We start from the raw sequence: 16,972 nt of genomic DNA on the forward strand, positions 1-16,972 counted from the left end.
TCGATGGAGCGGGAGACGAGGATCGAACTCGCGACATGCAGCTTGGAAGGCTGCCACTCTACCAACTGAGTTACTCCCGCGCGTTGGTACTTTACCACTTCAATCGAAGTTATATGGTGGTGGGAGAAGGATTCGAACCTTCGAAACTTTCGTAGCAGAGTTACAGTCTGCCCCCTTTGACCGCTCGGGAATCCCACCAAATCACACTTGCACAGTGCAGCTCGTTTACTTTAAACTCAAAACCTTAAGATGGTGCCGGCACACGGATTCGAACTGTGGACCTACTGATTACAAGTCAGTTGCTCTACCAACTGAGCTATGCCGGCGCTTCTTAGTGTTTCGTACGTTTCGTATCGGAACGGTGTGCAGTTTAGCAAAACTCTGAGTCGATGCAAGTGGTTTTTTTAAAAAAACCGCTAAAAACTCATAAAATCAATCCGTTTGATGATAATTCAACCGCTTTGATCACTGCGCGAGCTTTTATTTGGGTTTCATTCCATTCTGATTCAGGATTTGAGTCTGCAACCAACCCTGCTCCCGCTTGCACGTAAACCTTTTTATCACGAATCACACAAGTACGAATTGCAATCGACATGTCCATTTCCCCATGCCAACCTAAATAACCAACAGCACCACCAAATACGCCACGTTTTACAGGCTCAACCTCATCAATGATTTCCATCGCACGAATTTTAGGAGCACCTGAAAGCGTTCCTGCGGGAAATGTTGCCTTAAACACATCTAAAGCATCGACATCATCACGCACTTCACCTTGTACATTTGACACAATATGCATCACATGTGAATAACGCTCGATTACCATGCGATCAGTGACTTGGACTTTTCCAATCTTTGAAACACGCCCAACATCATTACGACCCAGATCAATCAACATCAAATGTTCAGCAATCTCTTTTTCGTCTGCTAATAAATCTTGCTCGAGTGCCAAATCTTCTTCTTTAGTCTTACCACGTGGTCGTGTACCAGCCAAAGGACGCACCGTTGCGATCCCATCCTCTAAACGAGATAGGATTTCAGGTGATGAACCCACAATATGAAAAGGCTTATCATCAACAAGCGTTCGTCCTTGCACTAAAAACAGATACGGTGATGGATTGAGATGACGCAAAGCACGATAAACCTGTAATGCCTCACCATCAAAATCAGACACCATTCGCTGCCCTGGCACCACCTGCATGACATCACCAGCACGAATGTACTCTTTCACCGTTTCCACCGTTTCAAGAAACTTTTCTTTCCCCGTGATCGACTCAAAGTGCGGAGCTGTATGCGGTTTTGCCTGCAAACTCACAGGTGTTGCAAGCAGTTGCTCTAATTGATCCAATTTTTGTTGTGCTTGCGCATAAGCATCATCTTGATTTGCATCAGCATGATGGATTAAAAATAAAGTATCTTTTAAATTATCAAATACGATCACTGTTTTTGACAGCATTAACCATAAGTCTGGCAATGTCACAGGATCGTCTGCTGGAACATTTTTTAATTTTGGCTCGATATAGCGTACAGCGTCGTAACCCAGATAACCCACTAAACCACCTGTAAAACTCGGTAGTTCAGGCAATTCTTTTTTACTTGGTACTTTAAATTGATGCTGAAAGTCGCGAATATATTGAAATGGGTCGGTACAATTTTGTTGGGTAACGGTACCATCAGTTTGCTGAACGGTAAGCACACCTGCATTACATGAGAAAACCGTAGATTCACCCAAACCGATCATTGAGTATCTCGCCCAATTTTCACCACCTTCAACAGACTCGAAAAGATAGGCATGTTTATGTGTTTTAAATCGAGCAAAAACGGAAAGTGGGGTTTCAGTATCGGCTAAACGTTGGCGGTAAACGGGAATGGTGTTATAGCCGGCTGATTTTAACTGTTCAAATTGTACTAAGGTAGTCATGGATATTCTCTATGGTTTTAATTTCTGTGCGTTTTTTCTTTAGTGCTCTTTCAAGCCCGCCATCGAAAAACCATAACTACTTTCATGCCTGTCTCCTGATCTGATCTTCTTCAACGAGTTCCACCAAACGATCCACCACCTGTTGCGGTTGGCAATCGTAAATATTCTCCCCATGATTATAGCCATAGCTGACCACAATACAATCTATACCTGCACGTCGTGCAGCTTCAACATCATTACTTGAATCACCAATCATTAGTGTTTGTGCGGCAGCAACATTTTGGCTCTGCATACAGTGCAATAATGGCAAGGGATGAGGTTTACGCTCAGGCAAGGTATCACCACCAACCACCATCTTAAAATAAGATGAAAGTGATAAAATATCCAAAATACCTCTCGCCAACTGCTCTGGTTTATTGGTCACACATGCCATGATAATCCCATGCGCTTGACAATAATCCAAGAAAGGTAAAACACCTTCATATACCTGAGTATTGACACATAACTCTTGTGCATAGACATCAACGAATGTGTTTAACAAGAGCGCATGTTGCTGAGGGCTTGCATCCTCAAATAAATATTCAAGGACTGTTTCACAAAGTTTTGCGGCGCCCTTTCCAACCCATGCTCGTATCTGATCTTCAGTAACTACAGGAAAGTGCAATTTTTCCAAACTAATATTCATTGCACGATATAAGTCAGCAGCAGAATCTACAAGTGTTCCATCCAAATCAAACAAGATAAGATCACGACGTTGTAACTGTGCAATGGACATTAAATTTCCACCTATAAAATGAAAAAGGCATCCCTCAACTAAACCCCAACACCACTTTACTAAAATGTTAGAGCAACTAGAAGCATGCCTTGATTGTAAAAGTTTAGTCTAATTATTTAAAGAACAACCAAGCGATCACCGCCAAAATGATCAACACAATCAGAGAAATCATACCCACTGAAGCATTTGTTTGCTGCTCTTTTTCCTGCGCAACTCGCGACACAGGCTCTGGCATAGGCACTGATTTTGGTTCAGCAGAAACCTCAACTTTCACCCCTTCAGGGATCGGTGCAGGCTTAGGAATACCCACTTGCTGAGGCATACCATCGCGACTAATTGGCGTTTCAACAGCTCTTTCTGCAATACTTGGCATACCTTGATCTTGCGTGACGGTGTTTACTGGTTCCACTTCGATTTCTGGTAATTCAGTTTCTGGGGCAAGTACGCTAAATACAAAACTTGCAAATTGCAAAATATCACCATCATGCAATTCAGTATCTTGAATGATACGCACATCATTCACAAAGGTACCATTTGATGAGTTCAGATCTTGCACCCACAATTGTTGTTCCTTAAGCAACAAAGCAGCATGGCGACGTGAAATATCGGCAGATTGCAATAAAATATCAGCCTCTTGATGACGCCCTACCAACATATCACGTTCAATCGTGAGTTCTTTCCCCGTAAATTCACCTGTAATGGCTTGTAGTTTCCAAGTCATAAACATCAACCCTTATCCTGATTTATTGATTATCGGCTCTTGCAATCATAACATTGTGACAGAAGTGCTTGTGTGCTTCTACTGTGAAGATGCAGGATGCAACGTCGTCGTGGTCACCGTATTCTTACTTCTTTCAACCGCTTTCTTTTGCAAAGGTGGCTGTGCTGTCGCCACCGGCGTAGTCACCGCAGAGGTCTTTTGCTGCGTCGCTGTTGGCACTTTTTGATATGGTGAATTATTTATCCCCTGTTGAGTGTAAATATCCGAGACATTTTGAGGCAGTTTGGCAAAATTTCCGTTTTTATCCATCGAAAGTTGCAAGCTATATAATTGATTATAGCGTTGCTGTGAAATACGACGGATATCATCTGAATCCCCAACAATGGTTGGATGAATAAACACCAAAAGATTACGCTTATCATTACTGCGTGTATCAGCACGGAATAACCGTCCTAAATAGGGAATATCACCCAACACCGGGATACTCTGACGAGTTAGATTAGTATCATCAGAAATCAAACCACCCAAAATTACAGTTTGCCCATGATCAGCTAGTACAGAGGTCTTAATCGCCCGTTTACTGGTCACCAAATCCGTTGCCTGCCCTCGATTAGGCTGAACATTCGAAACCTCTTGCTCAACCTCAAGACGAATCGATCCCCCTTCACCAATATGTGGGACAACTTTCAGCGTAATCCCCACATCCTTTCGCTCAACCGTCGTATACGGGTTCACAGTACTATTACCCTGAGTTGCAACAGATCCTGTAACAAATGGAACATTTTGCCCCACCACGATATAAGCTTCTTCATTGTCCATTGTGACGATGGATGGGGTCGATAAAAAATTGGATTTCGTATTCGCTTTCAGCGCTTGTATCAAGGCACCATATGCCCTACGGGGGTTTTCAAAATTTCCTAAACCTATTGAAGCACCATCTCCAAAAGCCCCTGCTGCACCTACCGCACCACCAGTTAGATAACCAGCGGCAATTTTGGACAGTCCAGAACCAAGATTTGAAAAATTAACCAGCCCGACACCACTATTTAGATCACCCAATACCCATTGCACACCAAGTTGCTCAGCATCACCCCCAACAACCTCGATAATCGCAGCTTCTATCAACACTTGCTGACGACGTGTATCCAGTTGTTGTATTGCCGATTCAATCTCGCGCATTAATTGTGGGTCAGCTTTCACGACCAAGGCATTCTGCGTACCATCAGCAATGATACTCACGCCTCCTCCGTTAAAGCTGGTCACATCATTTTGACGATTATTAAAACCACTATTTAGGCTAATCGCTGAATTTCCCGATGCGTTATTGGATGAACTGCTATTTTGATTATTCGAAATCAGATTACTAACAGCATTTGAACTACTATTATTAGATGTCGATGAGGATGAAACTGACTGACCTGTCACCAAACCTTGTAAAATTTCAGCTAAATTTTTTGCACTTGCATATTTCAAACGAAATACTTTTAATCCGCCCAAACGATCTGCTGACGGCACATCGACCATTTCGATAATTTGACGCAACCGCTTGCGTGAATCTGGATCACCTTTAATCAAAATACGATTGGTGCGATTATCCGCAACAATACGTACTCGAGACCCCATCAAATCTTTAGATGATCCCGTTCCACTCATTGTCTCAAGCAAAGCAATCACTTCCTCTGCCTGACTCGACTGCAACGTAATCGCCTCAATATCATTCTGCCCTGTTCCATCCAAGTTTCGGACAATATTCTCAAGCTGATAGATATTTGCTGCTCGATCAGAAACAATAAGTGCATTGGTTCCCGCTACTGCCGCCAGATGCGCAAACTGTGGCATCAATGGGCGCAAAGCAGGTACGAGTTCATTTGGATTGGTATTTTGTAGCCAAATAACACGCGTTACGATTTGATCCCCACCCGCACGATTTCGCCCATCATAAGGAATACCTGCATTTTTCACATTACTATCAGGCACCAAGCGAATCGTATTTCCTGAAGGCAATGCCACCACACCATTGACACTTAATACACCTAAGAAGAGATCGTAAACCTCATCTTTGTTGAGTGGTTTGTTCGAAATGACTGTCACATTACCGCGCACTCGCGGATCAACTGCAAAGTTCTTACCCGTAATATCAGCAACCTCATTAATAAAAGCTGCTAAATCTGCATCACGTAGATTGATCTTCCATGTCTGTGCTTGTACATGGGTACTGATTGTCGCAACTAACGGTGCTGCGGCAAGTAATGCCCAAAGTGGACGCTGATGATTCAAAAAAGCCATAACCTGCACTTATTCCTAACTATTGTGATGATGTGTGATCACTAAAAACTCTGTTGAATGGTCATCACTTGATCACCACGTTTTATTTCTATTTTGGCATGCCCTTGACGACGCACTTGCTCTAGTAATTGTACTTCGCTTAGTCCCTGCCCAACGGTTTGACCATTGATCGATAGAACTCGATCCCCCGCACGCAAACCCAATGTATTTTTAAGACCAACGGGTGTTTGATCTGTGATTTCATAGCCATCTGCACCACCACTCACTCCCATATTCTTCAGATATTGCTCACGGTTATCCTGCATTTCTTGAATTGCCTGCCCCAATGCAGACTGAGGAGAGTTTTGAACAGGCTCTGGCATATGTGCAGGCGGTGGCTGGTTATTGCGACTAACCGGCTCTATTGGTTGATATAAACCTTTCTCCAACCCTTTAAAGGTCACTTCTCGTGTTGCGCCATTGCCTTGTTTCAACACCACACGATCCCAATACACTTCAACCAGTTGATATGACGTTGAACCTAAGGTTTCACCTACACGATAACGCTCAGCACTATCATTTAATTTGATCACTGCAGAGGACAACGAGTTGGAAGAACCGAGCAGTACCCCCTGTAATTCCAAATTAACATTATCCTGCACTGTACTCGCAGCGGGCTCATTAAATAAAGCGAATGAACTGATATTCGGAACTTGTGCTTGTTGTGAACCCAACTCAACCCGATCAAATTGCATCGCTTGAGGAGGAGCAACTACCAACCAAAAAAACGAAGCGAGTTTCCAACACAGCCATAATAACAAGATTGCCAAAATCAACGGACTGAGCTTATCGAGCTTTTGCCAATCTAACTGTTGTATTTTTTGTATTAATGCGTCCATCACATTCCACCTTGTAACAATGGCTGGCGTGAGCTAATCACATAAGTGTCTAGTCCTGCTTTACCCTGATAAGAAGGAACGTTTAACAGCATTCGCTGTGTCAGTTGTACATCAAGCATAAGATTGGCATCTAAACTTATGTTTGCCATTTTTTGACTGCGTTGATCGCGTACATCCAGTTGCAATTGTCCATTGGCATCTTTTAACTCGGCAATTAAAGATGGCATAGTCATACGCTCTTGACGCTGACCAAAAGTATAAGTCAATTCGCCACCACCCCAGTTCAGTTGCCCTTCAGTGGCACTAAAACCTTTTTCATTGTGATAATGAAGTTGTACATCCTTGAGTTGAATTGCATTCTCAGGCCATTGCCAATTGGCAAAATAACGCAAAGTTTCAGGTGCCACTTGACCTTGTAACCCCTTAACAATAATTTTTTTCCCCAAGCCATAAGCAAAGACACCATTAAATTGTGTGTTGCCACTATGGATATCGAGATCAGCCCCAAAACGTAATAGCAACAAATCTAAAGGTCGTGTCTTCCAATGCACAGAGCCTCGTAACTGCCCACGTTGCCAGTCCGCTTGTCCCTGCCAGATGTTGCCACTAACATTATGTAGTAATTGATTATCTTTAGAAAATTTCGCAATAAGCCATGTTGCTGGAATCTGTAAAATAATAAAAATTAAAAATGCAAAAATGGCGAATAGCCACCATCTCCATTGTTTGGTATTTTTCTTCATCCCACCCTTACCAACATCGCTAACATCATCCATTTAAAATACTTGCTCTGAATGACATTATGCATAATTTTTCAACATCGCCAATTCTCTCATATAAAAAAACCAAGCTTTTAAGCTTGGTTTTTTACAAAGGATAAAGTCATGGTATGACAAAACGATGACTTTAAAACTCACTTAGATTAAGAAATCTTCAAGTTTTGCGCCTTTTTCTAATTCAGCAACCAACCAACGCGGTTGTTTACCACGACCAGTCCAAGTTTCTTCAGTATTATTTTTATTGCGGTAGCGTGGTTCTACAGCTTTACGCGTAGTCTTTTTACGCTTTTGCTCACCTACAGCCAATAACTCTTCAACGCTTAAACCAATACCATCAGCAATTGCTATGATTTGATTATATGCATCTTCAATTGCTTGGTCTTTTTTACTTTCAATTAAAGCTTCAGCTTCTGCTTGCAAACGCTTTAAATCTTCAACTGATAAATCACTAATATCTGGTTTCATCCGAACCACTCCAACTCAATAAGAAAATATTTCACGCAAAAATAAAAAAAATGAATTCTAAATTCAGCTCAATATTAATTTATATGCATTTAATTAATCAATATAAGAATAGCTGAATTAATCACACTATAACAAAAAAAATGCTTTTTATTTACAAGAAAACTTAAAATGAAAACTCAAAATAAAATATATATTAATCTATTTTTAATTTAGCTCAGTTCAAAACAGGGCAGAGTAAAACTTGAAGTGCGACATAAACCACCTAATTAATTTAAAGGGTTTATGGAGTATATAAAATTGTCATACCATCATCTTAACTTTGAAGATCGTACTGCATTAATGCTTGAGTCAAGAAAAGAAGGCTTTTCAGCCAGAAAATTTGCTGAACTCATTAAAAGACATCCTAGTACGATCTATCGTGAGCTTAAAAGAAATAGCATCAATGACGTTTATCAAGCTCAATATGCTTCTGATAACACCTTCGCTAGACGTAGACGTGGTCACAGAAAACTCAAAATCGATTCAATCCTCTGGAAATTTATTGTTGAAGCGATCCGTTGTTTATGGTCTCCTCAGCAAATAGCAAAGCGTTTAAAGACATTTCCTGATTTGGATCAAACAATGAATGTAAGCCATACAACGATTTATTCAACGATACGAGCATTACCAAAGGGTGAGTTGAAAAAAGACTTATTATCCTGTCTGCGTCATGAAAATAAAAAGCGAAAAGCTAACGGTGAACCTAAAAAAGATTCTATATTACAGGATATTAAAACTATTCATGAGCGCCCAGCCGAAGTTCAAGAAAGAAAAATACCGGGTCATTGGGAAGCTGATTTAATTAAAGGTAAAGACAATAAAAGTTCGATAGCAACACTTATTGAACGAAATACACGGCTCTGTATCTTGGCAACATTACCTGATGCAAAGGCAGAATCAGTGCGCAAGGCTTTAACTGAAGCTCTGAAATATTTACCTGCAGAACTGCGTAAAACGTTGACCTATGACCGTGGACGCGAGATGGCAGAACATAAAATACTTGAAGAAGATTTAGGCATAGATGTATATTTCTGTGACCCACATTCACCCTGGCAAAAAGGCACATGCGAAAATATGAATGGTTTAATTAGGCAATATTTACCTAAAGGGATTGATTTAAATCAGGCAGATCAGCATTATTTAAATCAAGTTGCCATGTCACTGAATACTCGTCCTAGAAAAGCGTTAGATTGGCTTACACCATTAGAGAAATTTGCTCAGCTTGTTGATTATCATAAGACTTTTCAAACTGTCGCACCTCATGTTTGAATTCGCCCAGTGCATAGCACTGATATTTCGACTTCACAAAAAATCACACCCGATAATTTTATGGCTCACTTTGATTTACTTATTATTGAAAAACTCCATTTACAAACCTTAATCCATCACGCCTATGTAAGATGTGTTACAGAGAAATAGCAAATGAAGTTTTTCTATAAAATCATAATACCAGACATAATTGTCTTTACGATGATTAGTTTCAAATTAAATCATGCTCTACAGTCTTTTCTAACTGAATGATCCTTTGCTTAATATGGTCTGGGATATTTATTTTTTTTGCATTCACTTTATCAACACACACCATTACAGCATCGCCTGTTGCAACAATTTGTTGTTGTTGCTCACTCCACAATACATATTGCATTCTAAATGCACTGTTTCGGATCTCCTCAATACGCGCACCAACATGCAACACATCTGGATAAAATACAGGGCTTAAATACTTACATTGACTCGATGCAACTACGGTCAATATATCTTGCTCAAATATATTTAATGCCATCAAATAGGCAATACGAGCACTTTCTATATAGCGATAATATTGCACATTATTTACATGACCAAATGCATCCATATCTCCCCAAGCAACACTTTGCTTATGTATAACAGGGTAGACAGACAACTCATTCATATTCTCACTCACAGCTTAAAGTTCAGAAAATTAACATCATTTTCAAATATTAAATTCAACTGTTTGATTAAATCCAAATTATCCCCTAGGACTGACTTAATCCTTAAATAACTCATTAATATATTATCAGGATATAAAGTTAATAACTGCTCAGCTTCCTGTTGACGGTCTGTCGCCACATAAATATGCCATTTAGCAAAACTTAGCATCGGCACACCCGCATAACGTTGCTCGAACAGCAAAATACGTTGCTCTACATCAACATAATCTGGAATTTGCTTCAGGAGTTGCTGTTGAAACCAGAGATAAAATACTTCTGGATCAAAATGCTCTTGTAATAAATGCAAGGCCAATTGCTCATGTTGTATGCTCATCTCAGGCATTCGAGCCAATAATTTAAGCCACAGCACCTTACTCGTATATGGGCGAGTCTGTATTTCATTCTGCAAGGCTAAATAACGCTGTTGCAATGCCGCTAAATCATCCACGGATGCCTGATCAAACTTAATCAGCAATTGCTGCAACCATAGATCTCGATGTTCAGCATCAAGCAAACCATATTGCGTTGCTTGCAGGAACAACCACGGACGTTGTAATGCCAATTTCCCCCATAAAGCAGTGATACGCTGTTGATAAGCCGTTTCGATTTGAAGTAACCAAGGAGATAATTGATGTTGAGTCAAAAACTCTAAATGCGTGAGTGCTTTTTCTTCTTGTTGTTGCGCTAAAAAAATATCTATACGTTGCAATTCAGCCAATTCAAACGCGACCGGCGCCGATTGCTCCAAGTGCTGCAAAGCTGCGTCATAATTCCCATTTTTATAATCAAATTGGGCGGCAACAATGTGGTTTAACAAGCCTGATTGGGTATACACTCGTTCAATAAAAACCTGTTGATCTTTAGCCGCATCCAACAACCAAACAACACCTAATTGCTCATAAGGATGCAAATCCTTAAAATGGAGGGCTATTTCTTTTTTACGTTGTTCACGTACAAAATAGCGTTTACCCAATAACCAAAATGATTGTGCCAACAAACTGATAATAATAAATAATGCAATTAAGCCCCAAACACTGCTTTGTAATTGCCAATCACGCCAATAGAGATAAGCATAACCATGCCCATAGCCATAACTCAAAACCGCAAAAATTGCGAATAAGAATAAGCTAATCAACACATAACGAAGCAACAAATGTTTCATTGTGCTTACCCCACTAACCCGAGTGTAATCAGTTTCGGCGTTGCTACTGTTGGTAAATGCAAAATCTTATCAAGACGTTGATTCATTTGTTGGCTATTCTGATCTGGTAGTTCAGCCAGCAATTGCATCACTTCTTGAATTGATTTTCTGTATTCAGCCTGCTGACCACGATGTAACGCATCTGACGCAAGTAACATCCGTAATTGCGCCTCTTTCAAAGTAAGATTACGATGCACTAAGTCAGGTGGATTGCGCTGCACTTTTTCCAAATTAAACCAATGCCGCCATATTGAAGATTCGTCTTTTGTAGTTTTCAACTGAGGATTTTGTATTTCTTTTTGAATCCGCTGATCCAATTCTTGCAATAAACCTTCAAGTTGTTGTTGTTGCTGTGTTTGAGTCAAAACGAATTGTTGAATTGACTGCTTATCTTGTTCAATCGCTTTGAGCAAACTGTGTTGTAGTGCAGGCGCCAGACTCGATTGAAGCACTTGCTGTTGAACTTGAGTCAAATGCTCTAAAGCATAAATAAATTGTTGTTGATCTAGCGCGAACTGAACCAGTTGCAATTGTTGTTGGATCAAAATCACGGGTGCTACACCAGTAATGACCATTGGAGACATATTTAAACCAGAAGGTGTTTCTGGGCTACTACTTTGCAACTGACGCTGTAATGCGACTAACTGATCATTCAATAAAGCATAACGTTGTTCAGTTTGCGAAAGTTGCTGTTGCAGTTGAGGAATCGTCTGAGCATTTTGAGCCATATCATAACTGAGCTTAACCAACCACACTAAGCCAAGTAATAATATTAAATAGACAATTTTTCTCATACCGCCCCCCGCCAATCGCTCATGCGTTGAATAATCTCCGATGCAGATAAATTTTCAAGCTGAATAATGTTAATTGTATTGCCTAAACTATGTTGCGCTTGATTTAAAATAGCAGTTAAACGCTCACCTAACACCAAATACACCCATTTCTGCTTACAAGGATTTTGTGCACAAAGTTGAAGCCAATTTTTCCAGCTCGCCTCACTACTTATCAGCACCGCGACTGGTTGATCAAGTTCCATTTTTTCTAATAAACGAGGGAATTCAAACACACTTTGTTGAGGGCATTGCCGATGGTAAAGCACAAAGTTCGCAATTTTGACGCCTTGCTGTTGTAATTGCTGCATCATAAATTGACGCCCACCTAATCCTCGCCAAAAAGCAATTTTCTGCAAATCGCTCTGTTGCTTTAAAAGAGGAAGATCCAACATGCCTTCTGAGCTTTCCACCTCAGGCACATCACTTTGAATACCAAACTGGGCCAACGCTTTGGCTGTTGCCTGACCTACCGCAATCCAGCGAATATGTGCGAGCTGATGCAAGTTCAACCCAGACTTGACCAAATACTTCATTCCGATATCAACCGCTGTTGGGCTGACAACAACAATCACCTGCACCTGATCTAATTGCTGATATAGTTGCTGTAATTCCTCAGAAAGAGGCACAGCAATTAGCTCTAATAAGGGTAAGTGTTCTACTTGATAACCCGCATCCTGCATCGCTTGAGTCAAGCGATCTGCACGATCTTGCGGGCGAGTATTAATAAATCGCATTAATATAGGGCTTTCAATAATTCACCTGCACCTTGATCCAATAAATCTTGTGCAAGTTGCTCACCCAACTGTTCAGCTTGATCCGTTGAACCAATCAATTGTTTTTTAAGCAACGTCTTTCCATCAACGCTCCCAACACGGCCTTCAATCTGTAATTGATGATTGACTATAGTGGCATAACCTGCGATTGGCACTTGGCACCCCCCTTCCAAATAAGCATTTAGGGCACGTTCCGCACGCACACAAATCGAGGTTTCTTCATGTTGTAAGGGCTGAATCAATGCTAAAAGCTTTTCATCATCTGCACGACATTCCAAACCTAATGCCCCTTGCCCCACCGCAGGCAAGCTAAGGACAGGAGCCAAACAATGACGAATCCGATCAGCCAAACCTAAACGCTTTAAACCTGCGCTGGCGAGGATAATCGCATCATATAAACCATCATCCAACTTTGATAACCGCGTTCCCACATTGCCACGTAAATCAACAATTTCTAAATCTGGACGTTGCTGCAAAATCTGGCATTTTCGACGTAAACTCGAAGTTCCAACTTTTGCACCCTGCGGCAAATCCTCAAATCGCGCATACTGATTCGACACAAAGGCATCTAAAGGATCTTCACGCTCACAAATAACGGCTAAAGTTAAACCATCAGGTAAATGCATCGGCACATCTTTCATAGAATGCACAGCCAGATCAGCACGACCATCCAATAACGCGGCTTCCAGTTCTTTCACAAATAAGCCTTTACCACCAATTTTGGCTAATGGCGTATCGAGGATTTTGTCACCTTGCGTGACAAACTTAACCAACTCAACAGTTAAATCTGGATAAAGTGCGTTTAAACGAGAACGAATATGCTCCGCTTGCCAAAGTGCAAGAGGACTTTGTCGAGTCGCAATTTTTAGAGTTTTCATAAATCTACGTCAAGTATTGATTAAAGCAATTGCTCCCAACTTAACTTGATCATCTAAAATTGCAAGTAAAAAATCACAAACAATCTTTCAGCTCAGGTAAAACAACCTCTATAGCTGGTGCATACATTCTCTTAAACTCGGTAGATGTCGACGACTCACCGACAAACGCTCATCCAACTCACGTAGACGGACTTGATATTGCCCCGCAGCCACCAACTCTAAACCTTCTAAATAATCTAGAGAGACTAACGCATTACGATGAATACGAATAAAACGATCTGAAAACTCATTTTCCAGATCTTTTAATGTTTCATCAATCAACACACTGCCATTCTTGTGGCGAACGGTCACATATTTCTGATCCGCTAGAAAATAATATACATTCTCTAATGGAATTAACTCGACGCCGCGATACGTTTTAGCAGCAATTTGGTGACGCTGGGTTTTGGAATCGTCCATATCTTCTAATTGTAAACCCGTCATTTGTGCTTGGGTTAGTTGAGTTAAATGGTGAAATACTTGTTGTAAATCTTCTTGTGCGACAGGTTTTAGTAAATAGCCCTGTGCTTGAAATTTAAATGCTTCCAATGCATGCTGATCGTAAGCCGTGCAGAAAATAACAGCAGGTCGTGGATCTAAATGGCGCAATTGTTCTGCACACTCTAAACCATTCATGCCTGGCATTTGAATATCTAACAAAACCACATCAGGTGAAGTTTGTTCTATCTGGCTTAACACATCTTGTCCATGATGTGCGGTTGCCACAACCTCGTGTCCCATTTGAGTTACCAAACGTGATAAGCGCTCTACTGCAAGTGGTTCATCATCAGCAATGAGGACTTTCATCCATTTCTCCTTGTCACTGTTAACTTCATCCATATTTTTTATGGTTAACTCGACTTATTATTTTACTCGGTAGTGGTAATTCACCACAGTGGTATATAACGATGTGCCGCCATACACTTGAAATTTTACAGTTTGACCGTAATACGCTTTCAAACGTTGTTCAACATTTTCGATCGCAATACCATTTCCTTTCCGCGGTTTTATTGTATCGCGAGAATAAGGGTTAGTAATGACTATACTGACTTGATTTTGCAATATTTCAACCAATACCGTAATGGTTGACTGCTGCAATACCCTTTCTACCCCATGAAAAATACTATTCTCCAGCAGGGGTTGCAATGTTAATAAGGGAATCGTAACGCGTTTTAGCTCAATCGGTGTGGCTTGAATATTCCATTCGACTTTTAAACGATCACCCAAACGTATTTTTTCAATGCTGAGATATTGCTGACATAAATCTATTTCTTCGGCCAAACTGACCAATTTAAGCTCTTGGAAACTTGCTCGAAACAACCGCGACAAACTGATCAGCATATTTTCAGCCTTGTCAGGATCAATACTAATTAGACTCACCACGCTATTTAAACTATTAAATAAAAAATGGGGGTGAATACGTGCTTGCATCGCCTGAATTCGAGCATTCAATTCACTATATTGCTGATTCAACCATTGTTCACGCATATATAAATAACGTAAACAAAATGCACCAAGCAAGACACCATAACTCAAATGCAATCCCACACCATGGAATAAGATCTGTTCATTAAAGCTACCTGAGCGTACTGTCCAATACTGAATCACATTTACTGCACAGGTGGTTGAAAAAACAATCAGCTGCAACAGAATAAAACCCAAAGTTAAAGCGGTTTTCTGACTAAATTTAGAAAAAAAAGCTTGGAAGTAATCCACCAATGCAGCAAAAGACAAAATCACCCAATTAATAAAAAACATATATTGCAAGACACGAATACCCTGCAATGCCTGCCACGACTGCGCTTCGGCCAAAGCCAACACCATCGCCAGAACATTACTTGCAACAATTAATTCTAATAAGTATTGCCATTGCCCAATTTTCGTAAAAAAATAGGAGCCTGATGGATTCAATGAACGTGATTGCGATAACTTCTTCGCACGAGTTTCGGCAACTGCGTTTGGATTTGCTATACTCTTTTTTATTTTACTGAGCCGCCATGACCACATCTTCTCAATCCTCATCTTCAGCAAGCCCTCATCAAACCTCTGGCATGTGGGGCGGTCGCTTCTCAGAAGCAACAGATGCTTTTGTTGCAGAATTTACCGCATCTGTGCAATTTGACCAACGTTTTTATAAGCAAGATATTGCAGGTTCAATCGCACATGCAACCATGCTTGCTAAAGTGGGTGTTCTCACTGAAGCTGAACGTGATGACATTATTCAAGGTTTAACCACAATTCAAGCAGAAATTGAAGCAGGCGAGTTTGAATGGCGTATTGATTTAGAAGATGTGCATATGAACATTGAGTCTCGCTTGACTCAACGTATCGGCATTACAGGAAAAAAACTACATACTGGCCGCAGCCGTAATGACCAAGTTGCAACTGATATTCGCTTATATTTGCGTGATGAAATTGATGATATTTTGACAATTTTACAGCGTCTACAACAAGGCATTTTGCAACTTGCAAGCAAGAATACCAACACGATCATGCCTGGTTTTACCCATCTTCAGACGGCTCAACCCGTGACTTTTGGTCATCATTTGCTGGCTTGGTTTGAAATGCTAATCCGCGACACAGAGCGTCTACAAGACTGCCGCAAGCGTGTTAATCGTATGCCGCTGGGGTCAGCAGCTTTAGCAGGAACAACTTACCCAATTGATCGTGCGTATACAGCAGAGTTACTTGGATTCGAGTCTGTTTCAGAAAACTCATTAGATGCCGTTTCGGATCGTGATTTTGCGATTGAATTTAATGCTGCTGCCTCTTTGATCATGATGCATTTATCTCGCATGTCAGAAGAACTGATTTTATGGACTTCAGCACAATTTAAATTCGTCAACATTCCTGATCGCTTCTGTACAGGCTCATCCATCATGCCACAGAAGAAAAACCCAGATGTTCCTGAACTGATCCGTGGTAAATCAGGTCGTGTGTTTGGCGATCTTATTAGCCTATTGACGCTGATGAAGGGTCAACCTTTGGCATATAACAAAGACAACCAAGAAGACAAAGAACCTTTGTTTGATGCGATTGATACAGTTCGCGGTTCATTGATGGCATTTGCAGATATGATTCCTGCACTTGTTCCAAATATCGAGATTATGCGTGAAGCTGCACTCCGTGGTTTCTCAACAGCGACAGACCTTGCTGATTACTTAGTTAAAAAAGGTGTTGCTTTCCGTGACGCACATGAAATTGTAGGTAAAGCAGTCGCTTTAGGCGTTGCAGAGGAAAAAGACTTATCGGAATTGACCTTAGAGCAACTTCAACAATTCTCGGATTTAATTGGTGCTGATGTATTCGATCAAGCATTGACCCTAGAAGCCTCTGTCAATGCACGTGATCATATTGGTGGTACCTCACCGAGACAGGTTGAAGCAGCAATTACTCGTGCCCACACTCGCTTAGAACAGCTTTACGCATAAGGAC

Annotated in this window: 16 protein-coding genes and 3 tRNA genes; 2 read left to right on the forward strand and 17 right to left on the reverse strand. The window is 40.8% G+C overall.

Going from position 1 to position 16,972, the window contains the following annotated elements; all coding sequences use genetic code 11:
• Window positions 1-4: 4 nt before the first annotated feature.
• From F927_RS09360 to F927_RS09405, 10 genes are all read right to left on the reverse strand, one after another.
• Window positions 5-80 (reverse strand) — tRNA-Gly (locus F927_RS09360).
• A gap of 34 nt (window positions 81-114) precedes the next feature.
• Window positions 115-198, reverse strand: a tRNA-Tyr gene (locus tag F927_RS09365).
• Between the two features lie 52 nt (window positions 199-250).
• Window positions 251-326, reverse strand: a tRNA-Thr gene (locus F927_RS09370).
• 98 nt (window positions 327-424) lie between these two features.
• Window positions 425-1,918: an anthranilate synthase component I gene (trpE, locus tag F927_RS09375; protein WP_005083913.1), complete on the reverse strand. Its 1,494-nt coding sequence runs from the start codon at window positions 1,916-1,918 to the stop codon at window positions 425-427.
• A gap of 82 nt (window positions 1,919-2,000) precedes the next feature.
• A complete protein-coding gene (locus F927_RS09380) occupies window positions 2,001-2,693 on the reverse strand; it encodes a phosphoglycolate phosphatase (RefSeq protein ID WP_004637634.1) in 693 nt (230 codons plus the stop codon).
• 112 nt (window positions 2,694-2,805) lie between these two features.
• Window positions 2,806-3,414 carry an FHA domain-containing protein gene (locus tag F927_RS09385; protein WP_026057321.1) on the reverse strand — a complete coding sequence of 203 codons (609 nt, stop codon included), beginning with the start codon at window positions 3,412-3,414 and terminating at the stop codon, window positions 2,806-2,808.
• A gap of 78 nt (window positions 3,415-3,492) precedes the next feature.
• A complete protein-coding gene (gspD, locus tag F927_RS09390) occupies window positions 3,493-5,700 on the reverse strand; it encodes a type II secretion system secretin GspD (protein WP_005083917.1) in 2,208 nt (735 codons plus the stop codon).
• 41 nt (window positions 5,701-5,741) lie between these two features.
• Entirely contained in the window at window positions 5,742-6,578 is an 837-nt protein-coding gene (locus F927_RS09395; protein WP_005083919.1) for a type II secretion system protein N, read from the reverse strand.
• The gene (gene gspN / locus F927_RS09400) at window positions 6,578-7,321 is read right to left on the reverse strand and encodes a type II secretion system protein N (protein WP_026056326.1); all 744 of its coding nucleotides are present in this window, start codon (window positions 7,319-7,321) and stop codon (window positions 6,578-6,580) included. The genes F927_RS09395 and gspN overlap by 1 nt, the downstream gene beginning before the upstream one ends.
• 174 nt (window positions 7,322-7,495) lie before the next feature.
• On the reverse strand, window positions 7,496-7,822 hold the full coding sequence (locus F927_RS09405; protein WP_004637627.1) for an H-NS histone family protein: 327 nt from the start codon (window positions 7,820-7,822) through the stop codon (window positions 7,496-7,498).
• Window positions 7,823-8,104: 282 nt separating this feature from the next.
• Between F927_RS09405 and F927_RS09410 the strand changes: the two genes are divergently transcribed.
• Window positions 8,105-9,130 carry an IS30-like element ISAba125 family transposase gene (locus tag F927_RS09410; protein WP_005100823.1) on the forward strand — a complete coding sequence of 342 codons (1,026 nt, stop codon included), beginning with the start codon at window positions 8,105-8,107 and terminating at the stop codon, window positions 9,128-9,130.
• A 211-nt stretch (window positions 9,131-9,341) separates the two neighbouring features.
• On the opposite strand, the gene F927_RS09415 is transcribed toward F927_RS09410, so the two are convergent.
• From F927_RS09415 to F927_RS09445, 7 genes are all read right to left on the reverse strand, one after another.
• The gene (locus F927_RS09415; protein WP_005083921.1) at window positions 9,342-9,773 is read right to left on the reverse strand and encodes an acyl-CoA thioesterase; all 432 of its coding nucleotides are present in this window, start codon (window positions 9,771-9,773) and stop codon (window positions 9,342-9,344) included.
• A gap of 8 nt (window positions 9,774-9,781) precedes the next feature.
• Window positions 9,782-10,975, reverse strand: a complete 1,194-nt coding sequence (locus F927_RS09420) for a hypothetical protein (RefSeq protein ID WP_005083923.1) — start codon at window positions 10,973-10,975, stop codon at window positions 9,782-9,784.
• A 5-nt stretch (window positions 10,976-10,980) separates the two neighbouring features.
• Window positions 10,981-11,808, reverse strand: a complete 828-nt coding sequence (locus tag F927_RS09425) for a hypothetical protein (protein ID WP_005083924.1) — start codon at window positions 11,806-11,808, stop codon at window positions 10,981-10,983.
• Window positions 11,805-12,581, reverse strand: a complete 777-nt coding sequence (locus tag F927_RS09430) for a uroporphyrinogen-III synthase (protein WP_004637621.1) — start codon at window positions 12,579-12,581, stop codon at window positions 11,805-11,807. The genes F927_RS09425 and F927_RS09430 overlap by 4 nt, the downstream gene beginning before the upstream one ends.
• Window positions 12,581-13,498, reverse strand: coding sequence for a hydroxymethylbilane synthase (gene hemC / locus F927_RS09435; protein WP_004637620.1), 918 nt, complete (start codon window positions 13,496-13,498; stop codon window positions 12,581-12,583). The genes F927_RS09430 and hemC overlap by 1 nt, the downstream gene beginning before the upstream one ends.
• Window positions 13,499-13,606: 108 nt before the next feature.
• A complete protein-coding gene (locus F927_RS09440; protein ID WP_005083927.1) occupies window positions 13,607-14,344 on the reverse strand; it encodes a LytR/AlgR family response regulator transcription factor in 738 nt (245 codons plus the stop codon).
• A 57-nt stretch (window positions 14,345-14,401) separates the two neighbouring features.
• Window positions 14,402-15,544 (reverse strand): sensor histidine kinase, encoded by a 1,143-nt coding sequence (locus tag F927_RS09445; RefSeq protein ID WP_005083929.1) that lies wholly within the window; start codon window positions 15,542-15,544, stop codon window positions 14,402-14,404.
• Here F927_RS09445 and argH point away from each other — a divergent pair.
• The gene (argH, locus tag F927_RS09450) at window positions 15,535-16,968 is read left to right on the forward strand and encodes an argininosuccinate lyase (RefSeq protein ID WP_004637617.1); all 1,434 of its coding nucleotides are present in this window, start codon (window positions 15,535-15,537) and stop codon (window positions 16,966-16,968) included. The two genes, F927_RS09445 and argH, sit on opposite strands and share 10 nt — an antisense overlap.
• The last annotated feature ends 4 nt before the right edge of the window (window positions 16,969-16,972 follow it).

The sequence above is a fragment of the Acinetobacter haemolyticus CIP 64.3 = MTCC 9819 genome (assembly GCF_000369065.1).
GTDB classification, from domain to species: Bacteria; Pseudomonadota; Gammaproteobacteria; order Pseudomonadales; family Moraxellaceae; genus Acinetobacter; species Acinetobacter haemolyticus.